General features: G+C 62.8%; 16 protein-coding genes. 6 read left to right on the top strand and 10 right to left on the bottom strand.

Annotation, left to right across the window (positions count from 1 at the left end):
• Window positions 1-79: 79 nt before the first annotated feature.
• The gene (locus tag FJ424_RS06045; protein WP_140651651.1) at window positions 80-610 is read left to right on the top strand and encodes a GNAT family N-acetyltransferase; all 531 of its coding nucleotides are present in this window, start codon (window positions 80-82) and stop codon (window positions 608-610) included.
• Here the strand turns inward: FJ424_RS06045 and FJ424_RS06040 are convergent.
• From FJ424_RS06040 to rpoZ, 4 genes are all read right to left on the bottom strand, one after another.
• The gene (locus tag FJ424_RS06040; RefSeq protein ID WP_140651650.1) at window positions 588-971 is read right to left on the bottom strand and encodes a VOC family protein; all 384 of its coding nucleotides are present in this window, start codon (window positions 969-971) and stop codon (window positions 588-590) included. The genes FJ424_RS06045 and FJ424_RS06040 overlap by 23 nt on opposite strands.
• A gap of 75 nt (window positions 972-1,046) precedes the next feature.
• On the bottom strand, window positions 1,047-1,625 hold the full coding sequence (gene pyrE, locus FJ424_RS06035) for an orotate phosphoribosyltransferase (RefSeq protein WP_140651649.1): 579 nt from the start codon (window positions 1,623-1,625) through the stop codon (window positions 1,047-1,049).
• Window positions 1,626-1,682: 57 nt separating this feature from the next.
• Window positions 1,683-3,914 carry a bifunctional (p)ppGpp synthetase/guanosine-3',5'-bis(diphosphate) 3'-pyrophosphohydrolase gene (locus FJ424_RS06030; RefSeq protein ID WP_140651648.1) on the bottom strand — a complete coding sequence of 744 codons (2,232 nt, stop codon included), beginning with the start codon at window positions 3,912-3,914 and terminating at the stop codon, window positions 1,683-1,685.
• A 124-nt stretch (window positions 3,915-4,038) separates the two neighbouring features.
• Window positions 4,039-4,440 carry a DNA-directed RNA polymerase subunit omega gene (rpoZ, locus tag FJ424_RS06025; protein WP_140644367.1) on the bottom strand — a complete coding sequence of 134 codons (402 nt, stop codon included), beginning with the start codon at window positions 4,438-4,440 and terminating at the stop codon, window positions 4,039-4,041.
• 304 nt (window positions 4,441-4,744) lie between these two features.
• Here rpoZ and FJ424_RS06020 point away from each other — a divergent pair, with 304 nt between their 5' ends.
• On the top strand, window positions 4,745-5,326 hold the full coding sequence (locus FJ424_RS06020) for an NYN domain-containing protein (RefSeq protein WP_140651647.1): 582 nt from the start codon (window positions 4,745-4,747) through the stop codon (window positions 5,324-5,326).
• 12 nt (window positions 5,327-5,338) lie between these two features.
• Complete coding sequence (locus FJ424_RS06015; protein WP_140651646.1) at window positions 5,339-5,995, top strand: uracil-DNA glycosylase; 657 nt, start codon at window positions 5,339-5,341, stop codon at window positions 5,993-5,995.
• A gap of 31 nt (window positions 5,996-6,026) precedes the next feature.
• Here the strand turns inward: FJ424_RS06015 and FJ424_RS06010 are convergent, their stop codons facing one another.
• Window positions 6,027-6,500 carry an Lrp/AsnC ligand binding domain-containing protein gene (locus tag FJ424_RS06010; protein ID WP_140651645.1) on the bottom strand — a complete coding sequence of 158 codons (474 nt, stop codon included), beginning with the start codon at window positions 6,498-6,500 and terminating at the stop codon, window positions 6,027-6,029.
• A 143-nt stretch (window positions 6,501-6,643) separates the two neighbouring features.
• On the opposite strand from FJ424_RS06010, the gene FJ424_RS06005 reads away from it, so the two are divergent.
• Window positions 6,644-7,573 carry a DMT family transporter gene (locus tag FJ424_RS06005; protein WP_140651644.1) on the top strand — a complete coding sequence of 310 codons (930 nt, stop codon included), beginning with the start codon at window positions 6,644-6,646 and terminating at the stop codon, window positions 7,571-7,573.
• Between the two features lie 59 nt (window positions 7,574-7,632).
• Here the strand turns inward: FJ424_RS06005 and FJ424_RS06000 are convergent, their stop codons facing one another.
• The 3 genes from FJ424_RS06000 to dapA all read right to left on the bottom strand — a co-directional run bounded on the left by FJ424_RS06000 (window position 7,633) and on the right by dapA (window position 9,882).
• Entirely contained in the window at window positions 7,633-8,343 is a 711-nt protein-coding gene (locus FJ424_RS06000; RefSeq protein WP_140651643.1) for a GH25 family lysozyme, read from the bottom strand.
• Window positions 8,344-8,495: 152 nt separating this feature from the next.
• Window positions 8,496-8,975: an SsrA-binding protein SmpB gene (gene smpB, locus FJ424_RS05995; RefSeq protein ID WP_041002108.1), complete on the bottom strand. Its 480-nt coding sequence runs from the start codon at window positions 8,973-8,975 to the stop codon at window positions 8,496-8,498.
• Window positions 8,976-9,000: 25 nt separating this feature from the next.
• Entirely contained in the window at window positions 9,001-9,882 is an 882-nt protein-coding gene (gene dapA, locus FJ424_RS05990) for a 4-hydroxy-tetrahydrodipicolinate synthase (RefSeq protein ID WP_140644357.1), read from the bottom strand.
• A 466-nt stretch (window positions 9,883-10,348) separates the two neighbouring features.
• Here dapA and FJ424_RS05985 point away from each other — a divergent pair, with 466 nt between their 5' ends.
• The gene (locus tag FJ424_RS05985; protein WP_140651642.1) at window positions 10,349-12,382 is read left to right on the top strand and encodes a lytic transglycosylase domain-containing protein; all 2,034 of its coding nucleotides are present in this window, start codon (window positions 10,349-10,351) and stop codon (window positions 12,380-12,382) included.
• 200 nt (window positions 12,383-12,582) lie between these two features.
• On the top strand, window positions 12,583-13,482 hold the full coding sequence (locus FJ424_RS05980; protein ID WP_140651641.1) for an alpha/beta hydrolase: 900 nt from the start codon (window positions 12,583-12,585) through the stop codon (window positions 13,480-13,482).
• A gap of 77 nt (window positions 13,483-13,559) precedes the next feature.
• On the opposite strand, the gene FJ424_RS05975 is transcribed toward FJ424_RS05980, so the two are convergent.
• Window positions 13,560-14,636, bottom strand: coding sequence for a site-specific integrase (locus FJ424_RS05975; RefSeq protein WP_140651936.1), 1,077 nt, complete (start codon window positions 14,634-14,636; stop codon window positions 13,560-13,562).
• 243 nt (window positions 14,637-14,879) lie between these two features.
• Complete coding sequence (locus tag FJ424_RS05970) at window positions 14,880-16,022, bottom strand: porin (RefSeq protein ID WP_140786348.1); 1,143 nt, start codon at window positions 16,020-16,022, stop codon at window positions 14,880-14,882.
• Between the last annotated feature and the right edge of the window lie 9 nt (window positions 16,023-16,031).

The following is a 16,031-nucleotide window of genomic DNA, read 5'->3' as shown; positions in this document are numbered from 1 at the left end:
CGCCGCGATGGTCTGCCGCAGGCTGTAACAACGGCTTCATTCTGGCGAAACTGAGGAGAAGAACCAGGATACGGAGCCGATGATCACCATTCGACCGGCGCGGGCCGAGGACGCCGAGGCATTGCCGCCTATCGAACAATCGGCCGGGGAAGCGTTCCGCGCCATTCCGGAACTGGCGTGGCTTGCCGACGCAGACAATGTCAGCCCGGAGCGGCACCGCGCGCTGATCGCCGGTGGCGCATGCTGGGTGGCCGCCGACGAGAAGGACCGGCCGGTCGGCTTCCTGAGCGCCGGGATGGAGGGCGATACGCTGCATATCTGGGAGTTGGACGTTCGCCTCGACCGGCAGGGTTCGGGCATCGGCCGGGCTTTGCTTGAACGGGCGCTTGGGGACGCCAGGCAGCGCGGCCTGGCCGCGATGACCCTGACCACGTTTCGCGACGTCGCCTGGAATGCGCCCTTCTATCAGCGGTGCGGATTTCGCATCCTGGAAGGCGCCGACGTCGACAGGCGGCTGGCCGATCTGCTCAGCGACGAGGCCGATCACGGCATGGCTTTGGGCCAGCGCTGCGCCATGCGGCTCGATCTCAGTCGAGCCGGTACTCGCTGACCTCGACCAGATTATCGTCGGGATCGCGGAAATAGACCGACATCATCGGGCCGCGCGCGCCGGTGCGCAAGACCGGGCCGACTTCGATCGCCACGCCATTGGCTTCGAGGCTGGCCTGGACTTCTGCAAGCGGCACCGCCGCCACGAGGCAGAAATCGCCGGAACCGGGCGTCGGCGTCTTGGCCTTCGGCTCGAACGTGCGGCCGACCTCATGCAGGTTGATCTTCTGCGCGCCGAACAGAAGCGCGGTCGGCCGGCTCGGTTCATCCAGGCGCCGCATGCCGAGCACACGCTCGTAGAACTCGCAGCTCGCTTTCACCGAGCGGACCGTCAGCACGAAATGGTCGATGCCGGCTATCATTGCCGCCTCGGCGCGCGTCGCTGCGAAAGAGATTCAAGCGATGCGCTCAAGTGGTTGGTTTCATACATTTGGGAGTCAGATGTTGCGGCTTCCCGGCTTAACGGCGGGAATGGCGGCGAGTTCCGGCGGCAGGCGGTCGGCGGGATAGGCCGGCACTTCATATTCGGCAAGCGCGATCAGCGGCACGCCGACATCAGTCTTACCGGCCGAGCGGTCGATGATACAGGCGGCCGCCACCACGTCCGCGCCGATCTCGCGCAGGCAATCGATGGTCTCGCGGATCGACAGGCCCGTGGTGACGATGTCCTCAACGATGACGACGCGCGAGCCTTCGGCAATCTCGAAGCGGCGGAGCCTGAATTCGCCCCCTTCCCGCTCGACCCAAATCGCCGGCGCGCCGAGATGACGGGAGGTCTCATAGGCCGGGATCAGGCCGCCGATCGCCGGGCCGACAACATAGTCGATCCTGCCCGGCACCGCTTTCCGGATTTTCTCGGCCAGCGCCTTGCATAGACGCTCGGTCTTGTCGGCATGCATGAAAACCCGCGCCTTCTGCAGGAAGACCGGACTGCGCAGGCCGGACGTCAGGATGAAATGACCTTCGAGAACGGCGCCGGCCTCACGGAAAATGCCCAGCACTTCGTCGGTGTTCATTTTTATCCCCATTCAATCCCTGACCCGTTCCACTTTTCGCGGTCAGGGTCCAGTCATTTAGCCGTTAACGCGCCGCGCATCGCTGACGCTCGAATTGTCCTTCAGCTGCGACAGCAGCCGGTTGAGATGCTTGAGGTCCCAGACCTCGAGATCGATCAGCATCTCGGTGAAATCGGGCGCCGTGCGTACCATCGACAGCGTGTGGATGTTGGCGTCGTTGGACGCCACCACCTGGGCGATGTCGGCCAGCGAACCCGGCGCATTGATGGCAGTGACCGAGATGCGCGCCGGGAAACGTTCCTTGGTGCGTTCGTCGATGTCCCAGCGCACGTCGATCCAGCGCTCGGGCTGGTCGTCGAAGGCCTGAAGCGCCGGCGACTGGATCGGATAGATGGTAATGCCGGTTCCGGGCTGGATGATGCCGACGATGCGGTCGCCGGGCACCGCCCCTTCCGGGGCGAAGCGCACCGGCAGGTCGCCGCGCACGCCACGGATCGGCACCGCGCCATCGCGCGGCTGGTCCTTGTCCTTCTTCGCGGCGCGGGTGCCGGGCATCTGGAACAGCATGCCGGCGGCGTTGCGGATCTTCGACCAGCCTTCCTCGCGCTGCTTGGGCGGCGCGACGGTGACGCGCTCGTCCTTATAGTCGGGGAAGACCGCTTTCATGACATCGGTGGAGCTCAGCTCGCCGCGGCCGACCGAGGCCAGCACGTCCTCGATGTCCTTGCGCGCCAGCCGGTGCAGAACCGGCTTCAGGCTCTCCTTGGTGAAGGTCTTGCCGGCGCGCTCGAAGGCGCGCTCGAGGATGCGGGCGCCGAGGCCGGAATATTGCTTGCGTATCGCATTCTTGGTGGCGCGGCGGATGGCGGCCCGTGCCTTGCCGGTGACCACGACCGATTCCCAGGCGGCGGGCGGCACCTGCGCCTTGGAGCGGATGATCTCGACCTCGTCGCCGTTCTTGAGCTCCGTCATCAAGGGCATGATACGGCCATTGACCTTGGCGCCGACGCAGGTGTCGCCGACATCGGTGTGGACGGCGTAGGCGAAGTCGATCGGGGTGGCGCCGCGCGGCAGCGCGATCAGCATGCCCTTGGGCGTGAAGCAGAACACCTGGTCCTGGAATAGTTCCAGCTTGGTGTTTTCGAGGAAGTCCTCGGGATTGTCGCCTTCGGCCAGTTGCTCGATGGTGCGCCGCAGCCAGGCATAGGCGTTGGTCTCCCTGGAGATCGCGTGGCCGGCGCCGTTCGTCTTGCCGCCGCTGTCCTTGTAGATCGAATGCGCGGCGACGCCATATTCGGCGATCTTGTTCATCTCCTTGGTGCGGATCTGCAATTCGACGCGCTGGCGCGACGGGCCGACGATGGTGGTGTGGATGGAACGGTAGTCGTTCTGCTTCGGCGTCGAGATGTAGTCCTTGAAGCGGCCGGGCACCATCGACCAGGTGGTATGGATGGCGCCAAGCGCGCGGTAGCAGTCATCGACGGAATCGACCACGACGCGAAAACCGAAAATGTCGGAGAGTTGCTCGAAGGACAGCGCCTTGGCCTCCATCTTGCGGAACACCGACCATGGCTTCTTCTGCCGGCTCTTCACGCTCGCCTTGATGGCGCGCTTCTCGAACAGGCCGGAAAGCGCCGTCTCGATCTCCTGCAGGACGCCCTTGTTGCGCTCGAAAATCTCGGCGAGCCTTGCGGTGACGGCGCGATAAGCCTCCGGATTGATGTAGCGGAAGGCGATTTCTTCCAGTTCCTCGCGCATGCCCTGCATGCCCATGCGCCCGGCCAAGGGCGCATAGATGTCCATCGTCTCCTCGGCGATGCGCAGGCGTTTGGACTCGGGCATATGGTCGAGCGTGCGCATGTTGTGCAGGCGGTCGGCGAGCTTGACCAGAAGAACGCGAATATCCTCGGAGATCGCGAGCAGGAGCTTGCGCAAATTCTCCGCCTGCTCGGCCTTCTTCGAGACCAGGTCGAGCTTCTTCAGCTTGGTGAGGCCTTCGACCAGCTTGCCCATTTCCGGACCGAACAGCTCGTCGATCTCGGCTCTTGTCGCCGTCGTGTCCTCGATCGTGTCGTGCAGCAAGGCAACAGCGATCGTCGCCTCGTCCATATGCATGTCGGTGAGGATGGCGGCGACTTCGAGCGGATGCGAGAAATAGGGATCGCCCGAGGCGCGCTTCTGGTGGCCATGCTTCTGCATGGCATAGACATAAGCCTTGTTGAGCAGCGCCTCGTTGACGTCAGGCTTGTAGCGCTGGACGCGCTCGACAAGCTCATACTGACGCATCATGGGCGGGATCTCGCGGTGCTGAAATGATTGATGCGCCGCACTGGCGTGCGACGCACCTCATAGATAGCCACGAAACCTAAGATACGGAAGTCCTGGATGGTTGATCCAACCCGGACAAAAGCTCTTAGTAGTCGTCGCTCTTTTCGGGCGGCACCAGACCTTCGATGCCGGCGAGCAGATCTTCCTCGCTCATGCGGTCGAACGTAACGTTCTCCTCGGCGTCGTCGGTGTCGGCAGCAGCGACGGTCGCGCCGGTCTCGTCGGTGATCGCCTCGCCCTCGGCTTCCGGCTCGTCGACCTCGACATGCTTCTGCAGCGAATGGATCAGGTCTTCCTTGAGGTCGTCGGGCGACAGCGTCTCGTCGGCGATCTCGCGCAGCGCGATGACAGGGTTCTTGTCATTGTCGCGCGGAACGGTGATCTGCGCGCCCTGGCTGATCTGGCGGGCGCGGTGGCCGGCGAGCAGCACGAGTTCAAAACGGTTGTCGACCTTGTCGATGCAATCTTCAACGGTTACGCGGGCCATGGACTGCCCCTTTCATGCGATGGATTTGATGGAAAGCTGGCGCGCTCCATAACGCGGGCGCGGCCGAAATACAAGCTCCATGGCGTCGACGTCAGCTTTGCGGGTCGTTGCCTGGCTCATCACCGCGCTACGCCATGAAACTGCCCATATAGTGGCGATCACAATTGCTTGCAATGCAGGGGCCCGCCCTTGGATATCCACAAATTGCGCGTTATCTCGGATGTGACGGCACCGCGGCCCATTTGTCGGACCTATTCGTCAAACGCTTTTAGACGACAGAAATTTTCGAAAGGAATGTTTTTCAATGTTCGATCCCCGTGAAAAGATCGCTCTTTTCATCGACGGCGCCAATCTCTATGCCACATCCCGGGCGCTGGGCTTCGACATCGACTACCGCAAGCTCCTGTCGAGCTTCCAGAAGCGCGGCTATCTGTTGCGCGCCTACTATTACACCGCGCTGGTCGAGGATCAGGAATATTCATCGATCCGGCCGCTGATCGACTGGCTCGACTATAACGGCTTCAAGGTGGTGACGAAGCCCGCCAAGGAATTCACCGACTCGACCGGCCGCCGCAAGATCAAGGGCAACATGGACATCGAGCTGACCGTCGATGCGCTGGAGCTCGCAGATGTCGTCGATCACTATGTGATCTTCTCCGGCGACGGCGACTTCCGCACGCTGGTCGAAGCGCTGCAGCGGCGCGGCCGCAAGGTGTCGATCATCTCGACCATGGCTTCGCAGCCGCCGATGATCTCGGACGACCTGCGCCGCCAGGCCGATCATTTCATCGACCTGATGTCGCTGAAGAGCGAAGTCGGCCGCGACCCGTCCGAGCGGCCCGCGCGCCGGGCGGAACCTGCCGAAGTCGACGAGGACGATTATTGACGGGCGGTGGCGTTGAGCGCCGCGCCCTCCCCCGAACCCGGCCGTGACTGCCCGCTTTGCCCGCGGCTGCATGATTTCATCGCGGCTTGGCGCGAGCGCGAGCCCGGCTGGTTCAACGCGCCGGTGCCGACATTCCTGCCGCCGGAAGGCGAAGATTCAGTCCGCCTGCTGATCGTCGGGCTGGCGCCCGGCCTGCGCGGCGCCAACCGCACGGGACGCCCCTTCACCGGCGACTATGCCGGCGACCTGCTCTACGGCACGATGATCGCGCATGGCCTGGCGCGCGGCGAATTCAAGGCGCGGCCGGATGATGGGCTCCAGCTTGTCGGCGCGGCCATCACCAATGCGGTGCGCTGCGTGCCGCCGGAGAACAAGCCGGTTGGCGCCGAGATCGCCACCTGCCGGACCTTTCTGAAGCCGACCATCGCGCGCTTTCCCAATCTCAGCGCCATACTGACGCTGGGCTCGATCGCGCATCAGTCGACGGTGCGGGCATTGGGCGAGCGCGTGGCGGCCGTTCCGTTCCGCCATGGTGGCCGGCAGCAGGCCGGCGGCATCGCGCTGTTTTCCAGCTATCACTGCTCGCGCTACAACACCAATACGGGCGTGCTGACACAGGAGATGTTCGTCAATGTGTTCAAGGAGATTGCGGCGTTCCTGAAGACCTAGATTCAAGCGCCCTGGAGTAATCCCGCGCCGTTCATACCGGCAGCAGCGCATCCGGCTTGACCTCGCCGATCGAGGCGTAGGTGTGCGTCTCCTTCACTCCGGGCAACGGTAGGATGACCCGGGTCAGAAAATCCTGATAGGCGGCCATTTCCGAGATACGCGCCTTTACCAGATAGTCGAAGCCGCCCACGACCATATGGCATTCCAGCACCTCAGGCGCCTTGATCACCGCTTCGGCGAAGCGTTCGAAGATATGAGGCGCCGTGTGATCGAGGCGTACCTCGATGAAGACGAGCGTGCCGCGGCCGATCTTGGCGGGATCGAGCACGGCCCTGACCGCTATGATGTAGCCTTCCCGAAACAGCCGCTTCACCCGCTGGCTCGTGCCGGTCGGCGACAGGCCGACACGCGCCGCCAGATCAAGCGTGGTGCGACGCCCATCCTCCTGCAGCAGCCGAAGGAGATTGCGGTCGACGCCGTCGAGATCGCTTGCTTCTTGATTCACTTTAAAACTGCCTTTTTGATGTGAATTCCGCTATCATTTTCGAAAAACAGCGTATTTCAACACAGAGACCTGAACAATAGTCTGCGCTTTCGCCGCAGCGGTGGAGACAGTCTTCACCTCCGACGACCTATGGGTGGCAAGTCGTGGCAGACGCAGATGACGCAGGGAACACGAGACTGGCGATTATCGCCGGCCTCATCATGATCGGCATCTACGCTATCCAATTCGTCGCCGCTCGCTTCAGCCTCCGAGAACACCTGACGGCGACAGATTTGGCCGTTTTGCGCTTTGGCGGCGCGGGGGTGATCTTTCTGCCGATCGTCTGGCGCAGCGGCTTCGCTCCCATGAGGGCGCTGGGCTGGCGACGGGCTCTGGCGTTGGCGGCACTGGCAGGTTTGCCTTATCCGCTGATCATCAATTGGGGCCTGACCTATGCGCCTGCCGCCCACGCGGCCGCGCTCTGTCCCGCCTCTATCGTCTTCTTTTCGTCCCTGCTGTCGCGCGTCTTCTTCGACGACGGCGTTTCGCAACGACGGACAATCGGAGTCGGCGCGATCATCGCCGGGCTGTTGCTGTTCATCGCCGCGGCGCGTGGCGGCACCGGCGGCGCCCTGATCGGCGACGTGCTGTTCATCGGATCGGGCCTCATGTTTTCGACTTATGCCGTTCTCGTGAGATTATGGCGTGCCGATCCGGTCACGGCGACGGCCGCGGTGGTGCTCCTGTCGTGCCTGCCGTTGCCGGTTCTCCATCTCTTGGCGCCAAGCCATATCCATGCCGCGTCGGCTACCGAGATCGTCAGCCAGATCGTGATCCAAGGGATTCTGGCCGGCGCGGCGGCCATGTTCCTCTACACCTACATCGTCCGGCAAATGGGGCCGCAGGCGGCGTCCCTGTTCCTGCCCGGCATACCGATCGCGACGGTGATTGTCGGCATGGCGGTGCTCGGCGAAACGCCGATGGCCATCCAGTTCGCAGCCATCGCGATCATGGCAGCGGGAATGGCCTTCTCGGCGACCGGAAGACCCAGTGCCGGCGCAAGCCTGAATGTACCGGCGTCACGCGGATCATGAGACTTTTCAGCGATATACGAAAAACGCCGCAGAAACAGATTCGAGGCGCCGCCGGGCACTCACGGCGTCGGCGCAAACAACTCCGCCATCGTCCCGCGGCTGCCCTTCAAAACGTTGAGATCGACATCGCCTTCGATGCCGTCGACGCGGCCCATGTTGTGATACTGCCAGTAGATCCAGTCGTTCCCGCGCGGCCTGATCGCCAGTGACCGCAGCCAGTGCTGGCGGTTGAGGATGGTGTCGGAATAGGCGTCGGCCGCCTCGTCGGTCAGATAGAAAATCGCCTGCTTGCCGAACGCCGTCTCGACCGGGCCGAGGAAGGCGGCGAGCTCGGCGTTCAACTGTTCCGGAGACGGACGCTGCGGGCAGTTGCCGCCGAACTCGATGTCGACCACCGGCGGCAGAAGCGGCTCGCCGCGCGGCACCACCGAAATGAAGTTCCTCGCCTGATCGGCGCCGGGGCGGCAGAAGGTAAAGAAATGATAGGCGCCGACCGCCAGCCCGGCCGCGCGCGCTTCGCGCAGGTTGGTTGCGAATTGGGTATCGACATGGGTGCCGCCTTCGGTTGCCTTGATGATCGCGAAGGCGACATCGTCTGCCGCGACGCGTTGCCAGTCGATCTTGCCCTGATGGTGGGAGACGTCGATGCCTCGGATCGGGAACTCCGCGCGGTCCGGCGAAAAGCCACGGAACCACAAATAGGCGCCTGCCGCGACGGCGCAGGCGACAACCACGCCGGCAAGGCCCCAGAAAACAATCCGCTTCCCCAAGACCCGTCCCCGTCGGAAGGTGAGAATTGCGCCGGACCAGAGAGCCCGCCGGTGGCTTTTTTCAGGCGGCCTGTTTCCGCCGGCGGCGAAAGCTCTTTTGTTTTGACGCAATTCAGAACGGAAAACCGCTACGCACTTTTCCTGGAATTGCTTTAGCCGCGTTCTTTCAGCAGCCGGCCCTTTTCGCGCGACCAGTCGCGCTGCTTTTCGGTCTCGCGCTTGTCGTGCAATTTCTTGCCCCGGGCGATCGCCAGCAGCAGCTTGGCGCGGCCGCGGTCGTTGAAATAGATTTTCAGCGGCACCAGCGTCATGCCTTCGCGCTCGACGCTTTGCGAGAGCTTGGCCATCTCGCGCTTCGAGACCAGCAGTTTGCGGCGGCGGCGCGGCTCGTGGTTGAAGCGGTTGGCCTGCAGATATTCCGGCAGATAGGAGTTGATCAGCCAGATCTCGCCGCCTTCGGCCGAGGCATAGCTCTCCTGGATGTTGGCCTGGCCCTGGCGCAGCGACTTAACCTCGGTGCCGGTCAGCACCAAGCCGGTCTCGATCGTATCGAGCACCTCATAGGAAAAGCGCGCCTTGCGGTTTTCGGCGACCGTCCTGTTGTTGGGGTCGGCTTTCTTGACTTGATTCATAATGCGGAGAGGTGGCGCCTCATTCCTAATTAATCAAGCCGGCGTGCTTGAGCGCCGCGTCGATCTTTTGCGCGGTCGAAGCCTCGACCGTCACCAGCGGTGAGCGCACCACGTTCTCGATCCTGCCCAGCTTCGAGAGCGCGTATTTCGACCCGGAAACGCCGGGCTCCATGAAGATCGCCTCGTGGAGCGGCAGTAGCCGATCCTGCAGGTCGAGCGCCTTGGCGCTGTCGCCGGAGAGTGTCGCTTCCTGGAATTCGGCGCAGAGCCGTGGCGCGACATTCGAGGTGACCGAAATGCAGCCGACACCGCCATGGGCATTGAAGCCGAGCGCGGATGCATCCTCGCCGGAGAGCTGGATGAAATCCTCGCCGCAGTGCATGCGCTGATAGGAGACGCGCTCGACCTTGCCAGTCGCGTCCTTGACGCCGGCGATGTTCTTGAAGTCGTGGCGCAGCCTGCCCATCGTCTCCGGCGTCATGTCGATCACCGAACGCGGCGGGATATTGTAGATGATGATCGGCAGCCTGGTCGCCCTGGCGACGGCGGCGAAATGCTCATAGAGTCCGCGCTGCGTGGGCTTGTTGTAATAGGGCGTGACCACCAGCGCTGCATCGGCGCCGGCCTTTTCGGCGTATTGAACCAGCCCGACCGCTTCCTCGGTGTTGTTGGAGCCCGCGCCGGCCACGACGGGCACCCTGCCCTTGGCCACCTCAATGCAGACCTTGACGACCTGACGGTGCTCCTCATGCGACAGCGTCGGCGACTCGCCGGTGGTGCCGACGGGAACCAGACCCTTGGTGCCTTCGGCGATCTGCCATTCGACAAATGAGCGAAAGGCTTTCTCGTCGAAGCGCCCGCTCTTTTCGAACGGTGTCACGAGCGCAGTCAGCGAGCCTCTCAGCATGTCGTCCAAACTCCTTGGAACTTTGTCGGTTTATGCGTGTCGTCGTCCCAAAAACGGTTCCCACTTTTGGGCGACATGCATCGGTGTTCATTAGATCGGTTGGTTGCGCGCCTTCTACCCGAAAGCGAAGCCGCGCACCATAGTCTCGACATGGTTCAGCGGCAAGCATCGGCATAGTGCCAGTGTCGTGGTTTTCGATGTTCGCCAGACGTTGATATCAGGCTCGGGGCGAACATCGAAAACCAAAACGACACTGGATTCGACAGTTGGCTGGTGTCCCTGCGATTCTGAAATTCGCGCCGCGCCCGATATCAAGGTCATGCGAATTTCAGAATCGGGACACCAGCAAGCGCAATTCGAACGGCCTCGATAACCTTTTGTTTACGAGCCCTTCACGACCTAAGTTTAGGCTTCGCATCGGGTTCTCAAATGCCCGCGCCTGCTGACGATGTGCTAGGATCGTAAAATGCCGACGAGGCGGCCCCATCTTTTCGCGCTTTTGGGCGCGATCGTCGCGCTGATGCCCACCGTGGCGATCGGCGGCAGCGTCGATGTGCGCGCGACGGCCTCGATTCCGGTGCCCGATGCGCCGCAGGCGCCGGGCCAGATGTCGACCGCCCCCGACATAGCGCAACTGAAGAGCGGGCTCGATGCGCTCGCCGCCAACAACATCGCCGGCGCGCGCAATGCGCGCGACACGCTGCCCGCCACCTCGCTCGACCGGCACATCCTTGCCTGGGCGATCGCGCTTTACGGCGGCGACCAGGTACCGAGCGGCGAGATCGCCGACGCGGCCAAGATGCTGCCGGGATGGCCCGGCACGATCGCGTTGCGCAAGAACAGCGAGCGCGCGCTCTATCGCGAGAACCCGCCGCCGCAAGTGGTGGTGCAGGCCTTCGGCCGCAGCCAGCCGCTGACGCCCGAGGGTGTGATCATTCTTGCCCGCTCGCAGATGGCGCTGGGCAACCAGGCCGCGGCGCGCGCGGTGCTGGTGCCGTTCTGGCGCACCGAGAAGCTGGAAGCAAAGGACGAGGCGACCGTCATCAAGGAGTTCGGCGCGCTGATCCCGGCGGCCGACCATCGCTACCGCATGGAGCGCATGTTCTATGCCGACCGGCCGTCCTCGGCGCTGAGGGTCGTCGGCCTCGCCGGCGCACAGCCCCTGGCGGATGCCTGGGCGGCTGCCGACAAGGGCGACAAGAACGCCGCCAAGCTGTTGAAGGCGGTGCCCGCGGCGCAGCGCTCCGCCGGCTATTTCTTCGCCGAGGCGGAATATCTGCGCAAGCAGCAGAAATTCGCCGATGCCGCTGCTGTCGTGATGAAGGCGCCGACCGATCGCGATTCGCTGGTCGACCCCGATGCCTGGTGGGTCGAACGCCGCGTGCTGTCGCGTGAACTGGTCGACCAGGGCGACATGAAGACCGCCTACAAGATCGTCTCCATGCACGCCGCCGAGAGCCCGCTGAACGCCGCCGAAGCCGAATTCCATGCCGGCTGGTATGCATTGCGCGGCCTCAACGACCCGGCGACCGCCGCCGGGCATTTCACGCGCATCACCGAATTCGCCCAGGGACCGGTGTCGCTGTCGCGCGCCTATTACTGGCTCGGCCGCGCGGCGGAAGTCGGCGGCCCAGGCAACGCCAAGGATTATTTCACGCGTGCGGCCGGCTACGGCACGACCTTCTACGGCCAGCTCGCGGGCGAGCGCGTGGGCTTGAGAACGCTCAACATCGTCTATCCGAAACCGAGTGCCGCCGACCGACAGAGCTTTGACAATCGAGAAGCAGTCGGCGCGATCAAGCGGCTGCAGGAAGCAGGCTACGACCGCTACGCCGAGACGCTCTACCGCGACCTTGCCGGGCAGCTGACCAGCCCGGGCGAACTGGCGCTGCTTGCGGTGCTGGCCGAAAAGCAGGGCAACCATTTCATGGCGCTGAAGGTCGGCAAGATCGCCGCGCAGCGCGGCATCGATGTCGGCGCGCTTTCGCATCCGCTGGGTGTCATTCCCGATTCGGCCAACATTTCGGGGTCCGGCAAGGCGCTCGCCTATGCCATCGCCCGCCAGGAAAGCGAGTTCAATATCGGCGCCGTTTCGAGCGCCGGCGCGCGCGGCCTGCTGCAGCTGATGCCGGGCACCGCCAAGCAATTGGCGAAGAAGGCCGGCATGACCTTCTCGCAGGCGCGGCTGACGACCGATGCCGGCTACAACGCGACGCTGGGCTCGGCCTTCCTCGGCGAACAGCTCGACCGCTTCGGCGGCTCCTACGTGCTGACCTTCGCCGGCTACAATGCCGGCCCGAACCGCGCCGCCCAATGGGCGGCGAAATACGGCGATCCGCGCGGCAAGAGCATCGATGCGGTCGTCGACTGGATCGAGCGGATTCCCTACACGGAAACAAGAAGTTACGTGCAGCGCGTGATGGAGAATTATGAGGTTTATAAGATGCGTATTTCAGGGAAATACGACATCGTGGGCGACCTCGTGAACGGGCGCAGCTGAAGTTCTTTCCTTCTCCCCTTGTGGGTCTGTTGCGCTCCAGGAAACGCCGACGTCTCACTCCGCTGGAACACCCCTCATCCGTCTCGGCGCTGACGCGCCGATCCACCTTGTCCCGCAAGCGGAGAAGGGAAGAACTCCCTATTTGACGATCCCTGCCCTCGCCTGTAGCTGTCGATCACCCAGCGAGGAGCGGCATTGCGATGGCGAGCGACGAAGGTTTCTCCGACTTCTTTTATCCCGCGCCCGACGGACTGAAACTCCATGCGCGGATCTATGGCGAACCGAATGCCAAGGGCTGCCCGGCAGTCTGCCTGCCCGGCCTCACCCGCAATGCACGCGACTTTCATGAACTCGCGATCCATCTTTCCAGGAAAACGGAGAGCCCACGGAAAGTCATTGCCTTCGACTACCGCGGCCGCGGGCAATCCGGCCACGATCCCGATATCGGCCATTATAATGTCGGGGTCGAAGCCGGCGACGTGCTTGCCGGGCTGTCCGCGCTCGGCATCGAACAGGCCGCCTTCGTCGGCACTTCGCGCGGCGGCCTGATCATCCATGTGCTCGGCGCGTTGAAGCCGGCCGTACTAAGGGCCGTCGTCCTGAACGACATCGGCCCGGTGATCGAGGCGGAAGGCCTCGCCCATATCCGCTCCTATCTCGACCGTGCGCCGAAACCGAAGACCTTCGCCGAGGCGGTGGATGCCCAGCGGCGCGTGCACGGCGCCGACTTCCCCAACCTGACCGACGCCGACTGGGCGCGGATGGTCCGGGCAATCTGTCGCGAGACGGAGGCCGGCTGGGTGCCGGATTTCGATCCGGCCCTGGTCGACACGCTGGCCGGCATCGATTTCAGCAAGCCGCTGCCGGATCTGTGGCCGCAGTTCGACGCGCTCGCCGCCATTCCGCTGCTCGCCATTCGCGGCGCAAACTCAAAACTGCTTTCCACGGCGACACTTCAAGCGATGCAGGAGCGGCACCCCGGCATGGAACAGATCACCGTCGAAGGCCAGGGCCACGCGCCCTTCCTCGAAACCGGCGACTTGCCTGGGGAGATTGCCGCATTCCTCGATCGGGTCGAATATCGAGTAGAAATGAAATAAAGCCCGAGACTATGTCAGTCCCGGGCTTACCATCCAAATATAGATTTGCGCATGCCGGCGGAAGCGATCCGATCGGTCTACTCGCCTTTCGAGTGCTTGCGGGGCGCCTTGGCCGGTTCCGGCCGTTTCGCTTTCCGAGACGGCGAGGCAGAGGTCGGCGTCGTGAGGGGCGAAGCGAAGACGGAGGCTTCGGCCGAGCGGGACGACGATTCGTCGCCGCGCGGTTTCTCGAGAACGACGACACAGCCATCGAGATCGTTGGTGGCCAGATGCGCGTACCGCATGGTCATCGACAAAGTCTGATGGCCCAGCCACATCTGGACGCGCCTTATGTCGATACCGCCCTGGACCAGACGTGAAGCGCAAGTGTGACGCAGGATATGCGGCACCACCTGTTCGTCGGCGCCGAGACCGACTTCCGTCTTCGCCTCGTTCCAGATCGCGCGGTACTGCGCCTGTGTCAGCTTGGTGAACGGGCCTTTCGGCCGGCGTCCTTCCGTGTTCGGCGGCAGCTTGATGACTTCCTTGACGCGCTCGGTCATCGGAATGGTGCGGCTGCGGCCGGATTTGGTGATCCAGAAGGAGACCCGGTGTTCCTGGATGTCGTTCCAGATCAGGCCGAGCGCCTCGCCGAGGCGGCAGCCGGTATCGACCAGGAAGACGGAAAGCCTGTAGGCATCCTCGCTGCGGCTCCTGATCGCCGCGAACAGCCTTGCTTCTTCGTCCCTTTCGAGGAAACGAATCCGTCCCGCCCGCTCCTTCTGGCGGCGGAACTCGGGCAGGCTGTGGATATCTCCCATCTTATGCGCCTTACGCAGCAATTTGCTGAGGGCAGCCATCTTGCGATTGATGGTTGCGTTGCTGTTGCCGCGCTGGCGCAATGTACCGATAAGATTGTCCAGGGTGTTCTGGTCGAAGGTGCTGAAACGCTCTCCCAGAAGGATCTCGTCTATTTCACCGATGAAAGAGCTGACATTGTATTTATGCCGCCCATCATCCCAGAGTATATCTCGATAAGCTGTGAAAAGCTCTCCGATCCTATACGACTTTACTTCTCGGATCTTGTTATAGGTGTATCGAAAGTTCGAATTCTGAGAAGAAAATACCGCAAAATGACCAGAGGGCTCACCCTCTTGAACCGCTTCGTTCGACATTTTAGCCACACCCCCTGTGGTTAAGGGACCAGCCCTAACCGCTTGAGAGTGTCCTTTCAAGAGTTTTCGAATCTTGTCGACGATCTCATCCGCCAGCGCGGAACCCACAAGATCGATCAACAGACTCGATCAGCTTACCGTTTCACCCCCATCCTTTCGTTTGAATTGCCGCAACCGCGGAAAACAAAAACGGCCCGGGCGAGGAAGCGCCCGGGCCGGATTTCACCTGTAGGGTTCCAGCCCTTAGAAGTCGCGCTGGAAGCGGACGAAACCACCGAGGGCGTTCTTCTTGCCGTCAGGAATTTCGGTCCAGTTGAAGCCGTTGTTGTCGTGGTCGTTGTGGGCCCAGTCAAGTTCGGTGATGACCGAGAAGCCGGGAACGATCGTGTAGGCGACGTTCGCCGCAAGACCGAATTCCTTGGCTTCGTCATACGAAACCTGGAGGTTGAACGAGGTCTTCTCGTTGAACTTGTAGGTGCCACCGCCCCACACTGCCCAATTGCCGCCCCACGGCTTGTAGAAGTTGCGGTCGGAGTTCTTATCCGTGCCGTAGCCGCCGATGACGAACAGCGAGAAGGCGTCGTTGACGTTCACATCCAAGCGAACCTTGCCGGCCCACTCTTCCCAGTTGCTGTTGTAAGCGACGACGCCGCTGATGCCGCCCCAGCCCTGCGTCCACTTCACGCCGCCGACGATATGCGGCACGTAGCTGTCGATGAGCTCGCTGCCCGCATCAGGACGGCCGCCATCAATAGTGCGAAGGGTGCGATCGGCGTAGTGATAGCCACCGTAGGAATTGCCCTCTTCGAACGAGACAATGGCCGAGAAGCCGTTGCCAGCATCGAAGGTGTAGCTGATCAGGTTGGTGTCGAAGCCGCCGTAGGGAACGATCGTATCGTTGATGACCGATCCGGCATAGCCCTGGAAGGTGTCGAAGGCCGATTCATCAGCGCCGATGCGCAGGCCGCCGAGCTGAACCCAAGCAAAGTGAGAATTGACAGACGTCGCACCATCCGAGAAGTCGAAACGGGTCTCGGTATAGGTCTTCAAGGTGCCGAGTTCGGTTTCCTGGCCGGTCCAGGTCTTCAGCGCGAAGCGGGCGTTCTTGTGCCAAGAACGCTGATCGTCGCCATTCAAGACGTCGGTGGTGCCGCGGCCCGTGAACGAGCCCTCTTCACCAGCCGAGGCGTCATAACGGATATAACCGCCAACGCGCAGGCAGGTTTCGGTGCCCGGGATGTAGAAGTAGCCGGCGCCGTACACGTCGCAGATCTTGACGTATTCGGCCGGTTCCGGCTCGGCGACGGTCACTGCGTCCGCGGCGCGAGCACCGGAAACTGCGACCAGAGCCGCAGCTGAGCCGAGAAGAAGGCTCTTGATGTTCATTTTCTGACC

Source organism: Mesorhizobium sp. B3-1-8, from assembly GCF_006439495.1.
Taxonomy (GTDB): Bacteria; Pseudomonadota; Alphaproteobacteria; order Rhizobiales; family Rhizobiaceae; genus Mesorhizobium.
This window is presented reverse-complemented; position numbering and strand designations above follow the sequence as displayed.

Excerpts from the sequence above, each read along its gene's own strand:
- FJ424_RS06045 (WP_140651651.1), top strand. The coding sequence starts at position 80 with ATGATCACCATTCGACCGGCGCGGGCCGAGGACGCCGAGGCATTGCCG.
- FJ424_RS06040 (WP_140651650.1), bottom strand. The coding sequence starts at position 971 with ATGATAGCCGGCATCGACCATTTCGTGCTGACGGTCCGCTCGGTGAAA.
- pyrE (WP_140651649.1), bottom strand. The coding sequence starts at position 1,625 with ATGAACACCGACGAAGTGCTGGGCATTTTCCGTGAGGCCGGCGCCGTT.
- FJ424_RS06030 (WP_140651648.1), bottom strand. The coding sequence starts at position 3,914 with ATGATGCGTCAGTATGAGCTTGTCGAGCGCGTCCAGCGCTACAAGCCT.
- rpoZ (WP_140644367.1), bottom strand. The coding sequence starts at position 4,440 with ATGGCCCGCGTAACCGTTGAAGATTGCATCGACAAGGTCGACAACCGT.
- FJ424_RS06020 (WP_140651647.1), top strand. The coding sequence starts at position 4,745 with ATGTTCGATCCCCGTGAAAAGATCGCTCTTTTCATCGACGGCGCCAAT.
- smpB (WP_041002108.1), bottom strand. The coding sequence starts at position 8,975 with ATGAATCAAGTCAAGAAAGCCGACCCCAACAACAGGACGGTCGCCGAA.
- dapA (WP_140644357.1), bottom strand. The coding sequence starts at position 9,882 with ATGCTGAGAGGCTCGCTGACTGCGCTCGTGACACCGTTCGAAAAGAGC.
- FJ424_RS05985 (WP_140651642.1), top strand. The coding sequence starts at position 10,349 with ATGCCGACGAGGCGGCCCCATCTTTTCGCGCTTTTGGGCGCGATCGTC.
- FJ424_RS05980 (WP_140651641.1), top strand. The coding sequence starts at position 12,583 with ATGGCGAGCGACGAAGGTTTCTCCGACTTCTTTTATCCCGCGCCCGAC.
- FJ424_RS05975 (WP_140651936.1), bottom strand. The coding sequence starts at position 14,636 with ATGTCGAACGAAGCGGTTCAAGAGGGTGAGCCCTCTGGTCATTTTGCG.
- FJ424_RS05970 (WP_140786348.1), bottom strand. The coding sequence starts at position 16,022 with ATGAACATCAAGAGCCTTCTTCTCGGCTCAGCTGCGGCTCTGGTCGCA.